Here is a 22,469-nt window from a genome sequence, read left to right as displayed (position 1 = left end):
ATAATCCCACCTTATTTAAACTGTTTGAGGAAACGAAGATCGTTTTCGAAGAATGAACGCAAGTCAGTGACACCGTAACGTAACATGGTCAGACGTTCCATACCCATACCGAACGCAAAGCCTGAATAAACTTCAGGATCAATCCCTACATTACGTAATACATTTGGGTGAACCATACCGCAACCCAACACTTCTAACCATTTACCATTCTTACCCATTACATCGACTTCTGCAGAAGGCTCTGTGAATGGAAAATAAGAAGGACGGAAACGAATTTCCATATCTTCTTCAAAAAAGTTTTTCAGGAAATCGTGTAGTGTTCCTTTTAAATTGGTAAAGCTAATGTCTTTATCAACAATTAAACCTTCAATTTGATGGAACATTGGTGTGTGAGTCTGATCGTAGTCATTACGATATACGCGACCTGGTGCGATGATGCGAATAGGTGGCTGTTTATCTTGCATGGTACGAATTTGTACACCTGATGTTTGTGTACGTAGTAAACGTTTTGCATCAAACCAAAAAGTATCGTGGTCGGCTCTTGCTGGGTGATGAGCAGGAATATTCAACGCATCAAAGTTATGATAATCATCTTCAATTTCAGGGCCAGATTCTACAGAAAACCCTAATTCGCCAAAGAAAGTTTCAATACGTTCAATTGTACGAGTTACTGGGTGTAGACCACCGTTTTCAATACGGCGACCAGGCAAAGACACATCGATTTTCTCAGCAGATAAACGTTCGTTTAATAATGCTGATTCAAGATAATCTTTACGAGTATTCAGCGCTTGCTGAACCTCTTGTTTAGCCTGATTAATGACAGCCCCTGCAGCTGGACGATCTTCCGCGGGTAAGTCGCGCAGCGTGGACATCTGAAGCGTTAAATGACCTTTTTTCCCCAAGTATTCAACACGAACCGAATCCAGCGCAGCAACATCCTGTGCCTCTTCGATAGCTGCTTTAGCTTGAGCAACGAGTTCAGCGAGATGTGGCATCGTTTCCTCTTCCTTTGACCTGATGAGGTCTATTAGTTGTTATCAATGATGACGAATAAAATTGCCCTTTTTGGTTTCTAACCCAGTATTGGGATCTGAAAACAAAAAAGCCTCCATATTGGAGGCTCAGGCGCTACTTTTCGTTTCTTTTCTTACGCGCAAAAGCCCCCTTGAATTAGGCGCTAAAGTAAAAAAAGAAACGGAAAAAAGCGATATTTAACATTGATAATATCTCTTAAAATATTAACTTATTGAATTTATATCATTAAGCCACAAATTTAGACAAAATAAAAGAGGGAGAAAACTCCCTCTTCCATTGCTTAATAAATAATTAAGCCAGAGCACCTTTCGCTTTTTCAACTAAAGCAGCGAATGCTACTTTGTCGAATACAGCGATGTCAGCCAGAATCTTACGGTCGATTTCAATGGATGCTTTTTTCAGACCATTGATGAAACGGCTATAAGACATACCGTTCTGACGAGCTGCTGCGTTGATACGCGCGATCCACAGCTGACGGAACTGACGTTTTTTCTGACGACGGTCACGGTACGCATATTGACCAGCTTTGATTACAGCCTGGAAAGCTACACGATATACACGTGAACGTGCACCGTAATAACCTTTAGCTTGCTTTAAAATTTTCTTGTGACGAGCACGGGCGATAACACCACGTTTAGCACGAGCCATATTAAACTCCTAGATGTCTATATTCTGTTAAAAAAGTGATACTTATGCGTATGGTAAGCAAGCTACGACCAGACCTAAATCTCCTTTAGAGACCATGCCTTTTGGACGTAAATGACGTTTACGCTTAGTTGATTTTTTAGTCAGAATGTGACGGAGGTTAGCATGCTTGCGCTTGAAGCCACCACCAGCTGTTTTTTTAAAGCGCTTAGCTGCGCCGCGTACTGTTTTAATCTTTGGCATTTCTATAATCCACTTCGCATTGTTAATAACATAAAATAATAAGGCGAATAGCAATCAGCCTCTAAAGGCTGACGCTATTACTTGAATTGCCCGACTATTTCTTCTTCGGCGCTAACACCATGATCATCTGACGCCCTTCAATCTTATTAGGGAAAGATTCAACAGCAGCCAGTTCATCCAAATCTTCACGGATACGGTTAAGCATTTCCATACCGATTTGTTGGTGTGCCATTTCACGACCACGGAAACGCAGTGTGACTTTGGCTTTATCGCCATCTTCAAGAAAACGAATCAGGTTGCGTAGTTTGACCTGATAGTCGCCTTCATCTGTACCAGGACGGAATTTAACTTCCTTAACCTGAATAACTTTTTGTTTCTTTTTCTGTTCTTTGAGAGTCTTACTTTTCTCATAGAGGAATTTGCCGTAGTCCATAATACGACAAACCGGCGGCTCGGCATTAGGACTAATTTCAACTAAATCAGCTCCTGCTTCCTCGGCTTTCTCAAGAGCCTCTTTCAGACTAACAACTCCAATCTGTTCGCCATCTAAACCTGTTAAACGAACTTCATGAGCGCGAATCTCACCATTGATGCGATTCTGACGCGTTGATTGAATTCTTTTTCCGCCTTTAATACCTTATTCCTCCAACTGATGAAGACTTCTGCTTCTAATTTCTTGCAGAAGCTTTTCTTTAAATTCGTTAACGTCGATACTGCCAAGGTCTTTTCCTCGACGAGTACGAACCGCCACTTTGCCTGATTCAACTTCTTTATCGCCACAGACAAGCATGTACGGAACACGACGTAAAGTATGTTCACGAATTTTAAAGCCAATCTTCTCATTTCTCAAGTCTGCTTTTGCACGAATTCCGGCATCTTGCAATTCTTTGACGAGTTTTTGTACATAATCAGCCTGTCCATCCGTGATATTCATCACGACAACCTGCTGTGGTGCTAACCAAGTTGGGAAGAATCCTGCGTATTCTTCTGTCAGAATACCAATAAAACGTTCTAAGGATCCTAGCACTGCTCGGTGTAACATAACAGGTACTTTACGCTCGTTGTTTTCGGCAACATAAGATGCGCCTAAACGACCTGGTAGTGAGAAGTCTAATTGTACTGTACCACACTGCCATGCACGATCTAAACAATCGTAAAGTGTAAATTCAATTTTAGGGCCGTAAAACGCCCCTTCACCTGGCTGATATTCAAATTCAATATTGTTATCAGTTAAGGCTTTTGCTAAGTCTGCTTCAGCAACATCCCATAATGCATCTTCACCAATACGTTTTTCTGGGCGAGTTGACAACTTAACAACGATTTTTTCAAATCCGAAAGTAGAATATACATCATAAATCAATTTGATGCAGTCATTTACTTCACTTAAAATTTGTTCTTCAGTACAGAAGATATGCGCATCGTCTTGTGTAAAGCCACGAACACGCATTAAACCATGCAATGCACCAGATGGTTCATTACGATGGCAACTACCGAATTCAGCCATACGTAATGGCAAATCACGGTAAGAACGTAAACCTTGTTTGAAGATTTGTACGTGACCAGGACAGTTCATTGGTTTAATACAATATTCACGGTTCTCTGAAGATGTTGTGAACATGTTTTCTTTGTAGTTTTCCCAGTGACCTGTTTTTTCCCAAAGAACACGATCCATCATAAATGGACCTTTTACTTCTTGGTAATCATATTCTTTTAATTTACAACGTACAAATGTTTCTAACTCTCGGAAAATAGTCCAGCCATCATTATGCCAGAAAGCCATACCTGGCGCTTCTTCTTGCATATGATATAAATCAAGCTGTTTACCAATTTTACGGTGGTCACGTTTAGCTGCTTCTTCTAAGCGATCTAGGTAAGCTTTTAACTGTTTCTTATCAGCCCAAGCTGTACCATAAATGCGTTGTAGCATTTTATTGTCGCTGTTACCACGCCAATACGCACCTGCGATTTTCTGCAATTTGAAGTTATGACAGAAACGCATGTTTGGAACGTGTGGTCCACGGCACATATCAACATATTCTTGGTGATGATAAAGACCTGGTTGAGAATCTTGGCTAATATTTTCGTCAAGAATAGCAACTTTATAGTCTTCACCACGAGAAACAAATGTTTCACGAGCTTCAGCCCAGCTTACGCGTTTTTTAATAACGTCATAATCTGTTTTAGCCAACTCTAGCATGCGTTTTTCTAGAGCGTCTAAATCTTCCTGTGTTAGAGAATGGTCTAAATCCACATCATAGTAGAATCCATTTTCAATAACAGGACCAATCGCCATTTTGGTGTGTGGCCATAATTGTTTGATTGCATGTCCCAATAAGTGGGCACAAGAGTGACGAATAATCTCAAGACCTTCATCATCTTTTGCGGTGATAATCGCCAGATTTGAATCCTGCTCGATTAATTCACAAGCATCCACCAGCTCACCATTAACACGGCCTGCAATACATGCTTTCGCAAGTCCAGGGCCGATATCTGCAGCGACATCCATGACAGAAACTGCATTTTCAAATTGACGTTGGCTTCCGTCAGGAAGAGTAATAATTGGCATTTAAAATCCTTATTTACAGTGGTGACCCATACGCAAGATCACTTGTAAGCTTTTTATTTCATATATATTCAGTACGTTACGACAAGTTCTCACTTTACCTCGCGAGGTTTGCACACAGTTATGTACACATATTTATTTTATAAATACCCATAGCATCACTGAGCCTTATCGCAACTCAGGGAGGGATATTATCACAGACAGTAAAGATTTATACATTTATCTGCCTATATTTCCCCAAGAAGACACGAAATAAAAATAACAAAAAATCTCACTCATCACATTGTATTAATTGACTCGATACTCTTTTCTCTATCTCTTTTTTATCATCTATATTTTTGATGACATGATTATATTCAAGGTGTCAAAGTAAATAGCTAAAGCAGTTTTTTTCTTTGCCACGTTCATCAGCCAAATAATGATACCCGCTGCATTTATAATTATTTGTATTTACTAGATTATTATCTAATCACCATCCGAATCCACTAAGCATATTCTTGTTATAGGCAAACTTTGCCTTTTTTATAGGATTTCATTACCATCAGTACCCATTAAGCGGAAACCGTGGCTTTAAAAATAACATTCTCTGGGGCGGGCCAGAACTTTCATTGTTAACATAAAGGTGTATAACGTGTTTTATCTAAAGCCCCGACCTCGTAAGTTGGTCTATGCTATTACCTTTGAGACTCTCGCGATTTTATTAAGCACTGTTTTACTGGCAATATTAAGCCAAAGCCAATCACATAATTCACTGCCCGTTGCAATTGCTGTTTCTGTTATTGCTCTGATTTGGAATTATATTTTTAATTCTTTCTTTGAATTAATTGAGTCGAAATTAAGGATCAAAAAACGCACAGTCATGGTACGACTTACCCATGCAATAAGTTTTGAATTAGGTCTGTTCTTCTTTACCATTCCACTTTATATGTGGTGGTATAATGTAGGCTTTATCAAAGCAATAAGTATGGAAGTCACTATATTAGTGTTCTTCTTTATCTATACCTATTTATTCACACTCGTTTTCGATAAATTATGTCCTCGTGTTTATTCGACAGAAAACAAAGTGGTGTAATCGCTTAATCCTGCCGATATTCAGTAGGACTTTTATTAAAGTATTGGCGAAATGCCTGACTAAATGCAGAGTGTGAATCATACCCTACTGCTAGGGCAATATTTTCAATATTTACTGATGTGTATTTTAATAATTCAGCGGCTTTGCTAAGTCGCTGTTGAGTGACATATTGCATCACAGACACTCCCACCTCTGCTTTCATTTTTCTCTGTAACGTACTCGCTGATGTATTAAAAGCAGAAGCAATATCATGTGTTGTTAATGGTGTATGTAATTTATTCGCTAGCCAAGCATCCAAACTATCGCGCCAACCTTTTTGTATTTCCATTTGAGCAAGTAATAAGCGCGTGATCGTTGAATATTGATCTGGGGGTTGAGGATATTGATGTAGCCATTCCAATAACCCAATTGCTGCCGGTGATAATGCAAATTGCCCACCTTTCTCACTTAATTGCCATTGCGAGGTTGCTGGAAGTTCAAGAATAAGATTTTTATTATCTATATTGCCTGAAAAGGCATGATGAATAGTTGGAGGGATAATCAAGCAGTTTTGATTAGAAATCAGAAAGTCTTCTCGATTGAAATTAACTTCCATCGAACCCGAAAGCCCAAAAATAATCTGCCATAAATTATCATGCTGATGAGATACAGTCTCTTGTGTATAACATCGCAAATGCAATTGAGGTAATAACAAAAGACACTCCTTTATATCCATCCTGCTATTGAATAATTACTATATCAAAACTCAGCAGAACATCACTATTTAAGAGTGTCTTATCAAGATACTTATTTAAGCCAAACGAGAGCCATTTGGTAAAGGTAAGTTAAACTCAGCCAATACTATTGCCCCTGTTTCGTCAGGTGCCCCTGTAATTAAAACTTCAGATTTTATACCTGCAATACGTTTAACTGGAAAATTACATACACATAAAATACGACGACCAACAAGCTCTTCGGGTGTATAGTTTACCGTAATTTGAGCACTTGAACGCTTTATGCCTAATTCGCCCAAATCGACTTCCATAACATAAGCCGGCTTATTAGCTTTCTTATTTATTTCTGCGCTAATAATCGTTCCTACTCGCATATCTACACGTAGAAAATCACCCCATTCAATTAAATCTGTCATCTTTTTACCAATCTATTGTGTTTACGGTTATATCTCTATTACTGGATTATAGATTAACACGCATTATGCTAGCTCACCTGTGGTGAGGCAGTCATTCTCTGTTGAGAAAGAATCACTCACACTCTTTTTCTCTATTTTCATCATTCTGAATTTTGCTTATTTTCTAATAGCCTTTTAAATAACCATATCAATTCATAAATTTGTTATGTATAAAAAGTATTCTTAAGAAATGCAGTATTATTAACAACCCCAGAGAATATTATTATGAAAAAGATAACAGAGTGGACAACACTGGAAGGAAAACTTGTACGTTTAGTGCCTCTTAGCATAGAACACTATTCAGAACTCCATGAGCTAATTGAAAAAGATAGACCCGATGAGCTTTGGTATACCACCGTTCCTTCAGTAACAGATTTACAACGCGATATTGAGCATAAACTTCAATTGCAACAAAAAGGGTTAATGTTACCTTTTACCATAATTTCGAAAGCGAATAACCGTGTAGTTGGCATAACAACCTTTATGAATATTGATAGTCAAACACCAAGATTAGAAATTGGTTCAACATGGTATGCCAAAGAAGTACAAAGAACAGGAATAAACACAGAAGCTAAATACCTCTTACTTAAATATGCCTTAGAAGATTTACAGTGTATTGCTGTTGAATTTCGTACTCATATATTAAATCAAACTAGCCGTAGAGCGATTGAACGACTTGGCGCAAAACTGGATGGTATTTTGCGTAATCATAGATTAACAACAGGTGGTCAAAAAAGAGATACTTGCGTTTATAGCATTACTGATTACGACTGGGGATCGGTAAAAGTGCATTTAGAATGGCTTATGAAAAAATACTAATACACATTAAGAATATTACGAGGAAAATAACTTTTATCTCATTTAATTTGTTATCATAATTACTCCTTAATTATCTGTTATGGGGAGCTTTTATATTCCATGCACTCTGTTTACCAGTTTTTTCAGGCTATCGGTCTTGGTCTTATTTTGCTTTTGCCTTTAACTAATCCATTAACGACTGTCGCTCTTTGGCTTGGCCTTTCAGGCAATATGACAAAGGAACAACGTAATCAACAATCGTTAATGGCGTGTGTATATATTTTCCTCATTATGACCATCGCGTTCTATGCGGGGCGGATCATAATGACAACTTTTGGTATTTCTATCCCCGGTCTTCGTATTGCAGGCGGAATGATAGTTGCCTTTATTGGCTTTAGTATGTTGTTTCCAAACACACCTAATGTCGATGATCCTATTTCAGACGATAATAACCCACATCGTAATCCTAAAGAGACTAATATTGCCTTTGTTCCTTTAGCAATGCCAAGTACAGCAGGCCCCGGAACGATTGCAATGATAATCAGTACAGCAGCTTCAATCCCATCACGTACTGATATTGCACAATGGGTATTATATATTGCTCCTGTGACAAGCTTCTTTTTAATTAGCGTTATCGTTTGGGTATCACTTCGTGGCTCTACCCGCATTATGAAATATTTAGGCCACAGTGGTATTGACGCTATTTCTCGCGTAATGGGATTTTTATTAATCTGTATGGGCGTTCAGTTTATGATCAATGGTGTCCTTGAAATTATTGCTGATTTGCCTGCTTTATTAAAACAAGCTCAAGCAGCCGCTAATTTGCCAGATTAATTATCCCCTGCATGGTACGCCGCTCTCACTTTAGCTAAATAACGTGGTGCTTGAGATGCTGGATGATTTTTTTCAACATAACGATAAAAATCATCCGCGCTCATTGAATTAATTTTAGCGATAGCATTATCCCTATTCTTATCAAATGTTCTTAACAACGCACCAGCGCCATTCACATAAGCAAGGATAGTCGCATAATAAAGCGTTTCAGGATCAGCAATTCCGGCAAGATGACGTTCTCTTAATAATTGAATATAAGCTGTACCTAAATCGATATTAATGGCTGGATCTTTTAATTGAGCTGTTGTTGGCTGCCCTGCCTTGCCTCTATTTTGGTAAACATCTCTTCCCGCAGTTGATGCTTTAATTTGCATTAATCCAACTGCATTTGATTTGCTAATCACTTCAGGTCTAAAGTTTGATTCAACTTGGATAATCGCCTTAATTAATGTTTCATCAACATCGTAACGGCTTGATGCTTGCTGTATATGGTTATCAAAAGGTGTTGATTTCCATTGTGCCGTTGAGATTGAAGCATTATTAACGCGGTTCTCTACTGTTTTTTGGCTTAAAAATCGTGATGTTTCTTTTTGAATAGGTTGACGAGCATGATCCGCACAACCAGCAAGAAGCAAAATTACCAAAGAAAAGATGATTTTTACTTTCACGTTTTATCCTTTTGCATAACGTGTTGTACAAGATATATTTATATATCAAAGGGTTGCTGATATATTATTCTATTTCTACATAAAAATGCATGCTAAAATATGGCAAAGCGCAAGAAATAAATCAATCTATTACTACTTCTAGTGTGTGCGTTTTATCTCAAATCTATCCTATTTCCTGTTTTCTTCACGAAATCTCTCAATCAGAATATCTGTAATAAAAACAATTCACTGAGGGATAGCTATAATCATAAAAATAATCTCTCGCACAAATAGTTACGAACTATTGTTAATTTTTGTGACAAAAATCGACAATCTACTTAACATTTATTGGAATACATGTTGTTATCTTATTTCCAGTCGTTATCAAATGAAGCTTTTTACACAGAGATAACTTGACTTTTTTGAAATGATATTGATAATCATTATCAATTGAGAAAATAACTCTGCAACTATAAGGCAATAATAATATGGATATATTTCGCTCTATAAACAAACTTTCACTTACGGCTTTATGCCTTATGGCATCCGTATTTTTAACAGCACCAACACAAGCAAAAGATAAACTAAAAGTCGTCACCACTTTTACTATTATTCAAGATATCGCTCAAAACGTGGCTGGAGATGCAGCGATTGTTGAATCAATCACAAAACCTGGCGCTGAAATTCACGATTATCAACCCACTCCTAAAGATATTGTAAAAGCGCAAAAAGCGGATCTTATTTTATGGAATGGCTTAAACCTTGAACGTTGGTTTGAACGCTTTTTTAATGAATTACGTAACGTACCCGCTGTTGTTGTCACTGAAGGCATTACACCAATGGCAATCAGTGAAGGTGCTTACAAAAATAATCCTAATCCACACGCATGGATGTCACCAAATAATGCATTAATCTATATTGAAAATATTCGCAAAGCGCTTGTTGAACATGATCCAGATAATGCAGCTATTTATAATCAAAATGCAGCAAATTACGCAGAAAAAATTAAACAACTTGATGCACCATTAAGAGAAAGATTATCTCGTATTCCACAAGAAGAACGTTGGTTAGTAACGAGTGAAGGTGCATTCAGCTATTTAACCAATGACTACGGTTTTAAAGAAGTTTATTTATGGCCAATCAATGCAGAAGAACAAGGCACACCACAACAAGTTAAATATGTGATTGATACTGTTAGAGAACACAAGATCCCTGTTGTCTTTAGCGAAAGTACAATTTCAGATAAACCTGCTAAACAAGTCAGCAAAGAAACTGGCGCAAAATATGGTGGTGTTCTTTATGTTGACTCACTTTCCGCTGAAGGTGGTGAAGTTCCTACTTATATTGATTTAATTACTATTACAGTAGATACAATTGCGAAAGGATTTGGGCAATGAGTAATATAAAAGCTAATCCTACTTTGACTGTTGATAATGCCACTGTTACTTACAACAACGGTCATACGGCTATTTTTGATGCAAGCTTCTCTATCACTGGCGGCACTATTTGTGCCCTAGTGGGCATCAATGGCAGTGGTAAATCCACACTATTTAAAACCATTATGGGGCTGGTAAAGCCCTCTAAAGGTAAAGTGACATTAAACGATAATCCAATCCAACAGGCATTAAAACAAAATATGATCGCCTATGTTCCGCAAACAGAAGAAGTTGACTGGAATTTCCCTGTCCTCGTTTCTGATGTTGTGATGATGGGGCGTTATGGAAAAATGGGCTTTTTTCGTATTCCTTCAAAGCGCGACCATGAGGTTGTTGAAGCATCATTAGAACGCGTTGGCTTGTCAGGTTTAGGACATCGCCAAATTGGTGAGCTTTCAGGTGGTCAGAAAAAACGTGTTTTCTTAGCACGAGCAATGGCTCAAGAAGGTACTGTTTTATTACTTGATGAACCATTTACTGGTGTCGATGTTAAAACAGAGAATGCCATTATTGAGCTATTACGCAATTTGCGTGAAGAAGGCCACTTAGTTTTAGTTTCAACACATAACTTGGGAAGTGTTCCTGAATTTTGTGACCACGTTATTTTGATCAATAGAACAGTGTTAGACAGTGGTCCAACTGAAACGACATTTACACAAAAAAACTTAGAACACGCATTTGGTGGTGTATTACGCCACATTAGCCTATCAGGTTCTGATCTTCATGATGATGACGATCCTCGCTCACTCACTGTCATTACCGATGATGAACGTGCAGCCGTCTTCTATGGTCATCAAGAAGAACACACTCCAGCGCATCAAAGCCAGCGCAAACAAGGAGATTAGCCATGCTAGATTTACTCCTACAACCTTTTGAATATAACTATATGGTGAAAGCGATTTGGGTAAGCGCCTTAGTTGGTGCCGTCTGCGCTTTTCTTTCATCCTATCTTATTTTGAAAGGTTGGTCGTTAATGGGAGATGCCCTTTCCCACTCAGTTGTTCCCGGTGTTGCAGGGGCTTATATATTAGGTTTGCCTTACGCAGTCGGTGCTTTTTTTACGGGTTTACTCGCTGCATTATCAATGACATTTATTCGTCATATCACACGCCTTCGTGAAGATGCTGTTATCGGTTTTATCTTCTCCACTTTTTTTGCCTTTGGTCTGTTGCTGGTTTCTCTTAAACCGACAGCCGTCAACGTTCAGACCATTATTCTCGGAAATATTTTAGGTATTGCTGATGAAGATGTATGGCAAGTTGTGATTATTACAGGTATCTCTTTCTTAGTCTTATTTTGCATCTGGAAAGACTTGCTTGTAGTTTTCTTTGATGAAGTTCATGCAAAGTCAATCGGCTTATCACCACTAAAATTAAAAATTATCTTTTTTACTCTTTTGAGCGCGTGTACTGTTGCAGCGCTTCAAACTGTTGGCGCCATTCTTGTCATTGCTATGGTAGTGACGCCCGGTGCAACGGCTTATTTACTCACAGACCAATTTAAACGACTTGCAATTATTGCTATCTGTATCGGTACAATCACAAGTGCTGTAGGCGCTTATCTTAGCTACTTCTTTAATGGTGCAACAGGTGGCGTGATTGTTACAATGCAAACATCACTCTTTTTGTTGGCTTTCTTATTTGCGCCTAAACACGGTATGTTGGCAGCTCGTCGCCGTGCTCGTCAGAGTTCACAACAGTTGATCACACAATCTCATCAACATAAAGGATCAACAAAACAAGAAGAGGTGAAACTATGAATGAGTTGATGGAGTTTTTCATTGAGCCTTTTCAATATCCCTTTATGCAACGCGCTATTATTGCAGCCATTATTATAGGTATCGCCTGCGCTATTTTATCTTGTTATATGGTATTAAAAGGCTGGTCTTTAATGGGAGATGCTATCTCTCACGCCGTTTTGCCTGGAGTTGTTCTTGCTTATGTCACCGCCATTCCATTAACAGTAGGAGCCTTTCTTTCTGGGCTGTTTTGCTCGTTTGCAACCGGTTATTTAAAAGAGCACAGTCGTATTAAAGAAGATACTGTGATGGGAATTGTATTCTCGGGTATGTTTGCTGTCGGTTTAGTCATTTTCGCCAGTGTCGATACAGACCAACATTTAATGCATATTTTATTTGGTAATATTTTAGGCATTACGCCGGATGTATTAACTCAAATTAGTATTATCTGTGTAATCACCATCACTATTATGCTTATTAAGCAAAAAGATTTTATGCTTTATTGCTTCGATCCTAACCAAGCAAGAATTGTTGGTTTACCTGTCACGTTATTACACTATGGATTACTGTCTATTTTGGCATTAACCATCGTTGCCTCAATGCAAGCTGTTGGGATTATTTTGGTTGTCGCTATGCTTATTTCACCGGGGATCACCGCGTATTTATTAACACGTAGTTTTTCACGCATGATTATGTTAGCAATTGTATTTTCTGTCGCATCTAGCGTTATAGGAACATTTATTAGTTTCCATATTGATGGAGCAACAGGTCCATGTATTGTGCTAACGCAAGCTGTATTCTTTATTATTGCGCTACTCTGTAATCAGATTAAATTAGCAAAAATAAAGCGACAAACAAAACCCGCTAGCGCCTGATAATATTCTTTATCTTAGCAAAAACGGGATAATCATCCCGTTTTTTAGCTTTATACTTTATTGATTTAATTAAAGTGTTATTGTCATAGTATAAACATCGCTCGTTATTATTTTATTTGGGTCTACTAAGTAAACAACTTTGCGAGGTGTAAGTATGTGGCAGAATATAGGTCGTTTACTGGAATCAAACTTAGGATTTTCAGCAAAGATAAACGAAAAAATTCACCTTTCTAGTGGCGATATTCATCATACATGGAAAATTTATTATGGTGATACGCCTATTTTTGTGAAATCCAACTTGCGTGAATTTCTGCCTAATTTTAAAAATGAGGCAGAACAACTCGAAATGTTGGCAAAAAGCCAAACAATTCGAACCCCTCGGGTTCTTGGTATCGGTAATAGTAAAGATGCCAGCTTCCTACTTCTTGAGTTTTTGCCTGTTCAACCATTTACACCTCATAGTGCCTACTGCTTCGGACAACAACTAGCAAAGCTACATCAGTGGGAAGATCAACCTAGCTATGGCTTTGATTTCGATACTCAAATCGATACCACTCCTCAACTCAATAGCTGGGAAAAACGCTGGAATCACTTTTATTCGGAAAAACGTATTGGCTTTCAGCTACAACTGGCTTCCGAGAAAGGCATGATTTTTGGGGATATCGACGAGATCACTCAACTTATCAATCATCGCCTTGCTGACCATACCCCTCAACCCTCTCTGCTTCATGGTAACTTATGGCCTAAAAACTGTGCTGCAATTGGTCAATCAGAAGGTACGGTGTTTGATCCTGCTTGTTATTGGGGTGATCGAGAGTGTGATATCGCAATGTTACCGCTTTGCACAGCAGTACCTGCAAATATTTTCGATGGCTATCAAAGTGTTTGGCCGCTATCAGATAAGTTTTTATCACGTCAGCCTATTTACCAACTCTATTTCTTCCTTAACCGTTGTAACTTATTTGGAGGAGAAGAAAATTATTTAGAAGTTAGAAAAATAATTGACGACCTATTAGCAACACCTTAATAGGGAACGAGCGAAGTAGTGCTGAGATAAAATATATAAGCTAAAAATATAACCTCGCCAGATTCAGTTATGCGAGGTTTATTTTTCCCTTTAGTTAATATAAATGAACCGTCCTTGTTCACTTTAAAGCCGGGTTACCATCCTAAGAATTTCATCAAGAAATAGCCTATTGCAATGACAACTAGAGGTGAAAGATAAAGCACCATAATTTGCGTAAAGATAGTATGTCGAGGCAATTTGATATTCTGTTGTAATTCCTCAGCCGTCACACCACTTTTCATTGCACGTTCTATAATCAGCTGATCTTGTATATTTTCCTTCAGATATTTCACTTGGCGGTAAATTCGTAATCCTGATGCACTAAATGCTAAACCAATAAACATAAAAAGAAAGATAACAAAAAAAGTAATATTTTCTTGGCTAAATCCCATTTGTGTATTGGGAATAGGTGAATTTCGCCAGAAAAAACCTAAGAAAGGTGTATTAAATTGCACCATTTCCGCTAATACACGAAAAAAATCATTAATTACGGCATTTACACCATCACCACTTGGGCGTTGTATTGCAGCCAAACCTATCAATGATACAGCTGTCGAAATAAAGGCAGGAATAAAAATAAGCCAACCAAGTACACGCTTTAAAATGGCATACAATCCTGCATATTGATAACTCATCACATCCTCACTAAATAGAATTCGTCAATATTTATCTGTTTATCGTAGTCTAATTAACGGCTAATACGACAATAAATTAATAGTAGCTATTCTCTCTATTTATTTTACACAATAAATAAGAAACTGATTAAAAAGATTTTCCTTGCAACTCTTGCTACAATCGCCACTCGACAACATAGACCTTATTTATGGAGAGTAACATGTCTTTTAAATTCCCTATTGAAGCTGCAATATTTGATATGGATGGTTTATTAATCGACTCTGAACCATTTTGGCAGCAAGCAGAACATGAGGTCTTTGCTGAATTAGGCGTCGATTTATCTCTTGCCTCATCAATGCCCGACACGGTTGGATTAAGAATAAACGAAGTTATTGATTTATGGTATAGAGCATCACCTTGGCAAGGCGTTTCAAAACAAGAAGCAAAACAAAAAATGGTTTCTCGTGTTGTCAAATCAGTTGAAGAAACAAAGCCATTATTACCAGGTGTTGAACATGCTTTAGAACTTTGCAAATCATCAGGGTTAAAAATTGCACTGGCATCAGCCTCTCCTGACTTTATGCTTGAGCGTGTACTTGAGTTGTTTAATATTCGCCATTACTTCTCTGCCGTCGTATCTGCCGATGAATTGCCACACAGCAAACCTCATCCAGAAGTTTATCTAAACGCAGCTAAAGCTCTTAATCTTGATCCTATCCACTGTGTTTCATTAGAAGATTCTCGCAATGGTATGATTGCTTGTAAAGGCGCAAGAATGCGTTCTATCGTTGTACCTGCAACAGAACAATTTAATGATAAACAATGGGGATTGGCTGATGTGAAAATTGCGTCACTCAATGAACTAACGCAACTGCATTTATTAGGCTAATTTCCATAAATAAAAAGGATATCCTGCCTTGTAAGATATCCTTTTTATTCTATTTTTAATGTTCACAACTCTCCTCACTCTTTTTGTCTTTAAAGCCTACAATTGCGTATTTCGTTTAATGCCCACTTACCTTTATCATCTGACTTTTTAGTTTTTTATCCTAAATTCGATCATTTTTAAATCAATCGAATAAAACTTTTCTGTTATTCCTTAATATTTAAGACAATTTTTGTCTTTTTTGACTGTTAGTTATCGTCAAAACCTTTTATACTTTATTACTGTATAAATGAACAGCAAACGAACAGACATGGAATGACAGCTGAAGGACATCTACTTTTTTCTGTCGCAACACTTGTGTTAGCGCAGAAGCTTGAAATAACGCCAGCAATTGCTCATGGTGATTGGTTTCACATGATCCCTGCTGTCTTATTGGGCTCACTTCTTCCTGACTTAGATCATCCAGGTTCTATTCTTGGGCGATTATTCCGTATTATATCTCTACCTCTATCGAAACTCTGTGGCCACCGAGGTTTTACACATAGCTTGCTTGCATTTTGTGGTTTGGCTATTTTGTGGGAAACTCAAGTTTCACCGCATTGGGATATTTCTGCTGATATCTTTCATTCTCTTTTATTGGGCTATCTTAGCCATCTCATTGCCGATATGTTAACTCCCGCTGGTGTTCCTTTCTTATGGCCTTTAAAAATGCGTTTTGCATTACCTATTTTAGGCAAAAAGAATAATAAAAAAGGAGAGAGATTTATCTCTGTTTTGATCCTTGTTGGCGCCCTTTTTTTACCACCTCACCTTACTATTACCCTGCCTTCGCAAGTCAACAACTGGTTACAGATGTACCACGATAAGCGCACTAACTTTTAACACCCCCTGACAAAACACTACGTTTCTCTATCTATTTATAAATTATTACATCTTTTTATGCCTAATTTCCTTGTTTTTATAACCAAACGATTATATAAAATAATAATTAATTATAAAAAGTTATTAACAATCCTGTTACCATATAACGAATTGGTGCTGTTATATCCTTTCTTATTACCTAAGAACTCATATCGCATACAATCGTCGAAATTATATAAATAAAGATCTCGTTGGAGAGTTAAGATGAATTTTCCGTTAATCATTAACGTACTCGTCTTTGTTGTGCTATTACTCATCTTGGCTAAATTAAGTCAACGTCAGTGGAGCCTTTCAAAGAAAGTTCTTGTTGGTTTAGTTTTTGGTGTTGCTTTTGGACTAGCACTACACGCATTCTATGACTCACACGATCCTATTATTAAAGAATCTATTCTTTGGTTTAATATCGTGGGTAATGGCTATGTACAGCTGTTACAAATGATCATTATGCCATTAGTCTTTGCCTCTATTCTTAGTGCCGTAGCTCGTTTGCATCAAGCATCATCGCTAGGAAAAATTAGTGGCCTCACTATTGGTACACTATTATTTACCACTGCTATTTCTGCCTTAATCGGTATTGTTATTGCTAATTTATTTGGCTTAACAGCAGAAGGCTTAGTGCAAGGTGAACAAGAAGCACAGCGCCTGATTGCGCTTGAACAAAATTATATGGGCAAAGTTTCTGACTTAACGATGCCACAGCTTATTTTGTCATTTATTCCTAAAAACCCATTTGCTGATTTAACAGGTGCAAGCTCAACATCGATTATTAGCGTTGTTATCTTTGCTACTTTCTTAGGTATGGCTGCACTGAAATTACTCAAAGAAGATCAGCCTCGTGGTGAGAAAGTTTTAGTCGCGATTGATTGCTTACAATCATGGATCATGAAGCTAGTTCGTATCGTTATGATGCTGACACCTTACGGTGTAATGGCCCTGATGACTAAGGTTGTTGCAAGCTCAAATATGCACGACATCATTCAATTGGGAAGTTTTGTTGTTGCCTCTTACGTTGCTATTGGCTTAATGTTTGTTGTTCATGGTTTACTGGTGAGCTTTACAGGTTTAAACCCTATTAAATTTTTCAAAAAAGCGGGACCTTTATTAGCATTTGCATTCACAAGCCGTTCAAGTGCTGCAAGTATTCCGCTAAATATTGAAACACAAATTAAGCGTGTTGGTGTGCCAGAATCTATCGCAAGTTTCTCATCATCTTTTGGTACAACGATTGGTCAAAATGGTTGTGCAGGCATTTACCCTGCGATGTTAGCTGTGATGGTTGCACCTACTGTGGGTATTAACCCATTAGATCCAATGTGGATCGCAACTTTAGTTGCTATTGTGACTGTTAGCTCTGCAGGTGTTGCTGGTGTAGGTGGCGGTGCAACATTTGCGGCCCTTATCGTTTTACCTGCAATGGGCTTACCTGTAACATTAGTTGCTCTGCTAATCTCTGTAGAGCCGTTAATCGACATGGGACGTACAGCATTAAACGTTAGTGGCTCAATGACAGCGGGTACAATCACCAGCCAGATTATGGGACAAACGGACAAAACAGTCTTCAACCAAGATGAAGAAACTGAACTTACAGTAAAATAAACTTTATCTGCATCTATTGATAAAGCCAGTTCATTTGAGCTGGCTTTTTTTTATATCTATATTAAGTTATATATCTTCTATTTATGCCATTCATCAATATCAATAAAAAACGATAACAAGGAAAGATCGTGCAAAAAATTATGCGAGTTTTGCGTAAGCTCTATAAATATGAAAATAGTCAATATGATCCTGAACGCCAAGTCTCACTGTATCAGCTTGATATTCTTTCAGACAAAGAACGAACCTTGTTATCTGAGGCCAATTGGCAACCTAATATCATAGAAATATTTGCTGATCACTCTGATGTTATTTCAAAATTAAATAGCTTAAAAAACAATCCATTACTCACCCAGAAGCGTTGCTTAGATGCTTTTATTGCTGGTGTCGGAGGCAGTTATCTTAGAGGTCGCTCTGTTCTAGGTGCTTTTCATAAGTTACAAAATTTGCCATTACATGATTATGAAGAGAAACCTCAATATGCCTGCTGTTGGATTTGTAGTGATGGTGATCAACAAAAACATATTAATGACAGTTATTTTCAATATTGCCTCTATTACGGTAATTCTTATACAGGCAATCCCTCTTACGCTTACTTGAATTTAAAACATCTACTCACCGTCACGCCTGTTAGCCCAACACAAGCAGATAAAGAGACCTTCAAGCAATTACTCCAGTTATTACGCCATGCGCCTGAAGATGAAACACCGGGTAAATTTGAAAAGCGACTAAATGAGGCTAAATTAATTTCTGGTGATAGATATACCAAACGAGGTGTTCTGCACTCACTTGCCTTAATTGGTGTTATTCCTAATGCCTATATTCCATTATCTTTGGATCATTGGGCTAATTTCGGCGATATTACCATTGCAGAAAATCAACTTAATAACACCAAAGGTCGCTCTGATATGGAAATGCCGTGGGCGGGCTGGAAAGGCAATCTGAAAATTGACGAAGAAAAAGTGGCGATATACTTTGGCGAATATTTAGATTAAAGCTCCTGTTTTTTATAAATAGAAAGCGCCCAATACTTTCATATAGAGCGCTTTCATTTGAGAGTTCGCGATTAAACTTTCAACTTTATTTCAAATACTCACCGTTACGTAGTGCTTCAATACGCTTATCTAATGGTGGGTGAGATAAAAATAGCTCGCTGAATGACTTATTACGACCATTAATACAGAAGGCCATCATGCTGCTTTCTTCTTGTGGCTCGTAACTTGTTTTCAAGCGTTGTAATGCAGCTATCATTTTCTCACGACCAACAAGCTTTGCAGAGCCTGCATCTGCATGGAATTCACGATAACGTGAAAACCACATTGTAATAATACTGGCAAGAATACCGAACACAATTTCCAGAACCATTGAAACACCCATATATACCCACGGGTTTCCATTGCTACTTTCGCTCTCTTCATCATTAGAGATAAAGTTAGCAACGAATTGGGCAATGATACGAGAAATAAAGATAACGAAAGTATTCACAACACCTTGTAGCAAGGTCATGGTTATCATATCACCATTAGCAACGTGGCTAATTTCGTGAGCAATAACTGCTTCTGCTTCGTCACGGCTCATACTGGCTAACAAACCGGTACTCACAGCCACCAGCGATGCCTCACGACGAGCACCTGTCGCAAACGCATTAATATCAGGCGCATCATAAATAGCCACTTGTGGCATTTTAATACCGACTTGTTCAGATTGGCGTCTTACTGTATCTAATAACCAGCGCTCAACTTCTGAAGTTGGGTTTTCGATGACTTGACCACCCACTGAACGTAATGCCATCCATTTTGACATTAATAGTGAAATAAAGGCACCACCAAAGCCAAATAAGCCCGCCATGATCATCAAGCCTTGAACACTACGACCTTGTATACCTGTTAAAGATAAGATGATCCCAAAAACAAACATAACGGCTAAGTTTGTTAACAGGAATAACGCAATTCTCATCATATTGATACTGTTCCTATTTTATCTAATTATCACATTGCAAAAACTGTCTTATAAATAAGGCTTTTTTAGATTTTATCAAGCCCTTTAACTTATTTAATATTAAAAACGATATAACTTTACATTTTGATAAAAAAAATAGCCAGTGAACACCTAATATTAGGCATTATTAAAAAGTTAAGTATAAAGAGAGATTGATAATAGATGACGTGACTTTTCTGTGTTGTCGAACGGAAGGATTAACTTAGAAACGGTTTGTATCGTTTAATATAGTACTAATGGGTTTACCATAAAAAACCATAACTCTCGTGACACAAACAAAGGCAAAACAACTGTCTCTGCATTTTTATGCACGACTTACAATGTATGCAAGTCCGTGCATTTGATATAAGTAATAAGCTCAATTAACGCTATAAATTACATTTTGAAACGATATGTTGTTGTCATAGAGCCTGATAATGAGTGAGCTCGTTGTGAGTGACCATCATAAAGTTTTGGTGTGGTATAGTCGTTTTCTTGCTGGTGGTGCCAGCCAATACCACCGCTTAAGGAAACAGAAAGATTTTTGGTTGGCTTCCAATAACTAAATAAACCAAACTGTCCTTGTTTTAATCTTTCACCTGAATAACTAAACTCACTATAGTTAGTACGCGCACCAACAGACAATTCCTCGTTAACTTTATATGCTGCTTCTAATGCCCCCATTACTTCACCATCACGCACATAGTCAATATCTGCGTAAGCAGGTGAGTTAAAGCGTCCACGAGTATTACCAATTGGGTTACGAGCAAATTGACCAACTCCATTCGCTTTGCTCGCATCGGTATAAGTCACACCTGTACGAATTGTCCATGGAGACTCAGGAATACGCCACTCCATAGTTCCAGCGAAGTGCCATGCATCATTATCAAAATTACGCTTACCTTTATTGGGATCGCTTAATGTGCGTTTTCCATCACTACCGTAATCGTGATAATAAACAACCCCACCAATAGTCACATCTGAGGTTAATTTATATTTTGCTTCTAAACCGTGCTGACGGAATACATCATCTGCTTGACCATAGAAATAAAATACTTTTAATGGTTTAGAGTTGTAGTTAATACCACCAGTCAACACATGATCGATATTATGTCTAACGCCATTACCATCGCTGAAATACATTCTGTCGATATTTGGGCTATCACGACGCATTACTTTACCGTCAAGGAACAGTAAATCTAAGTTCCAGTCGCCCATTGCGGTGTTAGTTGCATAGCCATTATAGCTGTTTAATGATAAGCGTTGTGAGTTCGTAAATACACCCGTATTTTTCAGTGTAAACCAACCTGCTTTACCATTAATTAACACGGGATCTAAATCAAACTTAACTTTTGCGAAGCGTTGACCAATTTTGTTATAACCTTTTGCTTCACCGTCATCATTATATAAGATTGCACGAGAGGCGAAGTCTTTACTTGCGCCTAATTTGATACCACCATAATAAGAGACATCAAATCCGAGAATACCACCTAAATAACCTGATCTGAAATCAGCTTGGAAGTTTTGACCCCAAGCGTTAGCAACTTGCTTTCTATAACGTTGTTCTGTTTTATCAAAACGGTTTTCAGTTTTTAGGTATTTCCACATATTAATTGTAGAAAGTTCAAGTTCAGAATCTGAAATAAATGCGCTTTCTTTAATTGAGTTTTCCCAATTCGCAGCATTAGCAGCGCTCACCGCGAAAAAACAAGGAGACAGCATAAACAATACTAATTTTTTTACTTTCATCTTAATGCAACCTGGTTAATAAATATTTGAATTAAGTTATGCTGACTTATATTCAGCAAGTTTAATAAAGCACCATTTCTTTATTTAGCTAAAAAATAACCTTTGATTAAATTTATAGTTGCACTAATTTCAAGCAATAGAGTCATTTTTTGGCATAAAAAATCCAATATGGATATCTCACCATATTTATATTTACTTATTTTTTTGTAATAAAATTCCACAAGCAAATTGTAGATTATTTGCCTTTAGTCATTATCCCTTACGTAGAGAACCTTACTCTGAAAATATATATTTCAGTTATAACATTTTGCTCTAAAAATACATTTTGAACTCATAGAATAAAGATAACTCATCATTTAGGTAAGATTTTAGCTAATGCGCCAACATCCCAAAATGACGCAAATATTTCATAATCTGTATACTATAGTAATCTTATGTCAATTTAAGAGATCATTGTCACAACATGTTACATTTATTGCAATAAACACGCTATCAAATGAGATCTTAATCACAATAAATAACCACTTTATATTTTTATTCCACTTATAAGAAAAGAAACTCACTTCTTATCTAAAAATTAATCTAGTTTTCTCTCTTATAGCTTACAA

Annotated in this window: 24 protein-coding genes and 1 other annotated feature; of the genes, 12 read left to right on the top strand and 12 right to left on the bottom strand. The window is 37.5% G+C overall.

The window, feature by feature from the left end; genetic code table 11:
• Positions 1–11: 11 nt before the first annotated feature.
• The 6 genes from pheS to thrS all read right to left on the bottom strand — a co-directional run bounded on the left by pheS (position 12) and on the right by thrS (position 4,489).
• Positions 12–995 (bottom strand): phenylalanine--tRNA ligase subunit alpha, encoded by a 984-nt coding sequence (gene pheS / locus NBG71_RS02745; RefSeq protein WP_023582383.1) that lies wholly within the window; start codon positions 993–995, stop codon positions 12–14.
• A 100-nt stretch (positions 996–1,095) separates the two neighbouring features.
• Positions 1,096–1,219: a sequence feature (Phe leader region), on the bottom strand.
• Positions 1,171–1,218 (bottom strand): pheST operon leader peptide PheM, encoded by a 48-nt coding sequence (gene pheM / locus NBG71_RS18830; protein WP_120655563.1) that lies wholly within the window; start codon positions 1,216–1,218, stop codon positions 1,171–1,173. Its footprint overlaps the feature before it by 48 nt.
• Positions 1,220–1,326: 107 nt before the next feature.
• The gene (rplT, locus tag NBG71_RS02740) at positions 1,327–1,683 is read right to left on the bottom strand and encodes a 50S ribosomal protein L20 (protein WP_006537111.1); all 357 of its coding nucleotides are present in this window, start codon (positions 1,681–1,683) and stop codon (positions 1,327–1,329) included.
• A 42-nt stretch (positions 1,684–1,725) separates the two neighbouring features.
• Positions 1,726–1,923 (bottom strand): 50S ribosomal protein L35, encoded by a 198-nt coding sequence (rpmI, locus tag NBG71_RS02735; protein ID WP_004263702.1) that lies wholly within the window; start codon positions 1,921–1,923, stop codon positions 1,726–1,728.
• A 94-nt stretch (positions 1,924–2,017) separates the two neighbouring features.
• The gene (gene infC, locus NBG71_RS02730) at positions 2,018–2,557 is read right to left on the bottom strand and encodes a translation initiation factor IF-3 (RefSeq protein WP_036937410.1); all 540 of its coding nucleotides are present in this window, start codon (positions 2,555–2,557) and stop codon (positions 2,018–2,020) included.
• Positions 2,558–2,560: 3 nt separating this feature from the next.
• Positions 2,561–4,489 carry a threonine--tRNA ligase gene (gene thrS / locus NBG71_RS02725; RefSeq protein WP_075673357.1) on the bottom strand — a complete coding sequence of 643 codons (1,929 nt, stop codon included), beginning with the start codon at positions 4,487–4,489 and terminating at the stop codon, positions 2,561–2,563.
• A gap of 628 nt (positions 4,490–5,117) precedes the next feature.
• Here thrS and NBG71_RS02720 point away from each other — a divergent pair.
• Positions 5,118–5,558, top strand: a complete 441-nt coding sequence (locus tag NBG71_RS02720; protein ID WP_075673358.1) for a PACE efflux transporter — start codon at positions 5,118–5,120, stop codon at positions 5,556–5,558.
• A gap of 4 nt (positions 5,559–5,562) precedes the next feature.
• Here NBG71_RS02720 and NBG71_RS02715 read toward each other — a convergent pair whose 3' ends face one another.
• Entirely contained in the window at positions 5,563–6,252 is a 690-nt protein-coding gene (locus NBG71_RS02715) for an AraC family transcriptional regulator (RefSeq protein ID WP_075673359.1), read from the bottom strand.
• Positions 6,253–6,348: 96 nt separating this feature from the next.
• The gene (locus tag NBG71_RS02710; RefSeq protein ID WP_075673360.1) at positions 6,349–6,687 is read right to left on the bottom strand and encodes a tRNA-binding protein; all 339 of its coding nucleotides are present in this window, start codon (positions 6,685–6,687) and stop codon (positions 6,349–6,351) included.
• 264 nt (positions 6,688–6,951) lie between these two features.
• Between NBG71_RS02710 and NBG71_RS02705 the strand changes: the two genes are divergently transcribed.
• Together NBG71_RS02705 and NBG71_RS02700 are read left to right on the top strand one after the other, a co-directional pair.
• Positions 6,952–7,545: a GNAT family N-acetyltransferase gene (locus NBG71_RS02705; RefSeq protein ID WP_075673361.1), complete on the top strand. Its 594-nt coding sequence runs from the start codon at positions 6,952–6,954 to the stop codon at positions 7,543–7,545.
• Between the two features lie 99 nt (positions 7,546–7,644).
• A complete protein-coding gene (locus NBG71_RS02700; RefSeq protein WP_075673362.1) occupies positions 7,645–8,358 on the top strand; it encodes a MarC family NAAT transporter in 714 nt (237 codons plus the stop codon).
• Here the strand turns inward: NBG71_RS02700 and NBG71_RS02695 are convergent.
• The gene (locus NBG71_RS02695; protein ID WP_075673363.1) at positions 8,355–9,026 is read right to left on the bottom strand and encodes a transglycosylase SLT domain-containing protein; all 672 of its coding nucleotides are present in this window, start codon (positions 9,024–9,026) and stop codon (positions 8,355–8,357) included. The genes NBG71_RS02700 and NBG71_RS02695 overlap by 4 nt on opposite strands.
• Before the next feature lie 518 nt (positions 9,027–9,544).
• On the opposite strand from NBG71_RS02695, the gene NBG71_RS02690 reads away from it, so the two are divergent.
• From NBG71_RS02690 to NBG71_RS02670, 5 genes are all read left to right on the top strand, one after another.
• A complete protein-coding gene (locus NBG71_RS02690; RefSeq protein ID WP_223672508.1) occupies positions 9,545–10,402 on the top strand; it encodes a metal ABC transporter substrate-binding protein in 858 nt (285 codons plus the stop codon).
• Entirely contained in the window at positions 10,399–11,286 is an 888-nt protein-coding gene (locus NBG71_RS02685) for a manganese/iron ABC transporter ATP-binding protein (RefSeq protein ID WP_075673365.1), read from the top strand. Before NBG71_RS02690 ends, NBG71_RS02685 begins: the two co-directional genes overlap by 4 nt.
• Before the next feature lie 2 nt (positions 11,287–11,288).
• Complete coding sequence (locus tag NBG71_RS02680) at positions 11,289–12,200, top strand: metal ABC transporter permease (protein WP_075673366.1); 912 nt, start codon at positions 11,289–11,291, stop codon at positions 12,198–12,200.
• Entirely contained in the window at positions 12,197–13,054 is an 858-nt protein-coding gene (locus NBG71_RS02675) for a metal ABC transporter permease (RefSeq protein WP_075673367.1), read from the top strand. Before NBG71_RS02680 ends, NBG71_RS02675 begins: the two co-directional genes overlap by 4 nt.
• 154 nt (positions 13,055–13,208) lie before the next feature.
• Positions 13,209–14,081, top strand: coding sequence for a fructosamine kinase family protein (locus NBG71_RS02670; RefSeq protein WP_075673368.1), 873 nt, complete (start codon positions 13,209–13,211; stop codon positions 14,079–14,081).
• A gap of 134 nt (positions 14,082–14,215) precedes the next feature.
• Here the strand turns inward: NBG71_RS02670 and NBG71_RS02665 are convergent, their stop codons facing one another.
• Positions 14,216–14,755, bottom strand: coding sequence for a YniB family protein (locus tag NBG71_RS02665; RefSeq protein WP_075673369.1), 540 nt, complete (start codon positions 14,753–14,755; stop codon positions 14,216–14,218).
• Between the two features lie 200 nt (positions 14,756–14,955).
• On the opposite strand from NBG71_RS02665, the gene hxpB reads away from it, so the two are divergent.
• The 4 genes from hxpB to NBG71_RS02645 all read left to right on the top strand — a co-directional run bounded on the left by hxpB (position 14,956) and on the right by NBG71_RS02645 (position 19,130).
• Positions 14,956–15,624 carry a hexitol phosphatase HxpB gene (hxpB, locus tag NBG71_RS02660; protein ID WP_099659656.1) on the top strand — a complete coding sequence of 223 codons (669 nt, stop codon included), beginning with the start codon at positions 14,956–14,958 and terminating at the stop codon, positions 15,622–15,624.
• A 312-nt stretch (positions 15,625–15,936) separates the two neighbouring features.
• Entirely contained in the window at positions 15,937–16,503 is a 567-nt protein-coding gene (locus NBG71_RS02655; protein ID WP_075673371.1) for a metal-dependent hydrolase, read from the top strand.
• A gap of 243 nt (positions 16,504–16,746) precedes the next feature.
• Positions 16,747–18,138 (top strand): L-cystine transporter, encoded by a 1,392-nt coding sequence (locus NBG71_RS02650; protein ID WP_072062594.1) that lies wholly within the window; start codon positions 16,747–16,749, stop codon positions 18,136–18,138.
• A gap of 128 nt (positions 18,139–18,266) precedes the next feature.
• The gene (locus tag NBG71_RS02645) at positions 18,267–19,130 is read left to right on the top strand and encodes a hypothetical protein (protein WP_238601659.1); all 864 of its coding nucleotides are present in this window, start codon (positions 18,267–18,269) and stop codon (positions 19,128–19,130) included.
• Between the two features lie 85 nt (positions 19,131–19,215).
• Here NBG71_RS02645 and htpX read toward each other — a convergent pair whose 3' ends face one another.
• Positions 19,216–20,094 (bottom strand): protease HtpX, encoded by an 879-nt coding sequence (gene htpX, locus NBG71_RS02640; RefSeq protein WP_250916524.1) that lies wholly within the window; start codon positions 20,092–20,094, stop codon positions 19,216–19,218.
• A gap of 414 nt (positions 20,095–20,508) precedes the next feature.
• On the bottom strand, positions 20,509–21,861 hold the full coding sequence (locus tag NBG71_RS02635; RefSeq protein WP_075673373.1) for an OprD family outer membrane porin: 1,353 nt from the start codon (positions 21,859–21,861) through the stop codon (positions 20,509–20,511).
• Positions 21,862–22,469: the final 608 nt, after the last annotated feature.

The organism is Proteus sp. FZP2095, assembly GCF_023701425.1.
In the GTDB taxonomy this organism is placed as follows: Bacteria; Pseudomonadota; Gammaproteobacteria; order Enterobacterales; family Enterobacteriaceae; genus Proteus; species Proteus cibarius.
The sequence above is the reverse complement of the archived record's forward strand: the minus strand, read 5'-3'. Positions and strand labels throughout refer to the sequence as shown.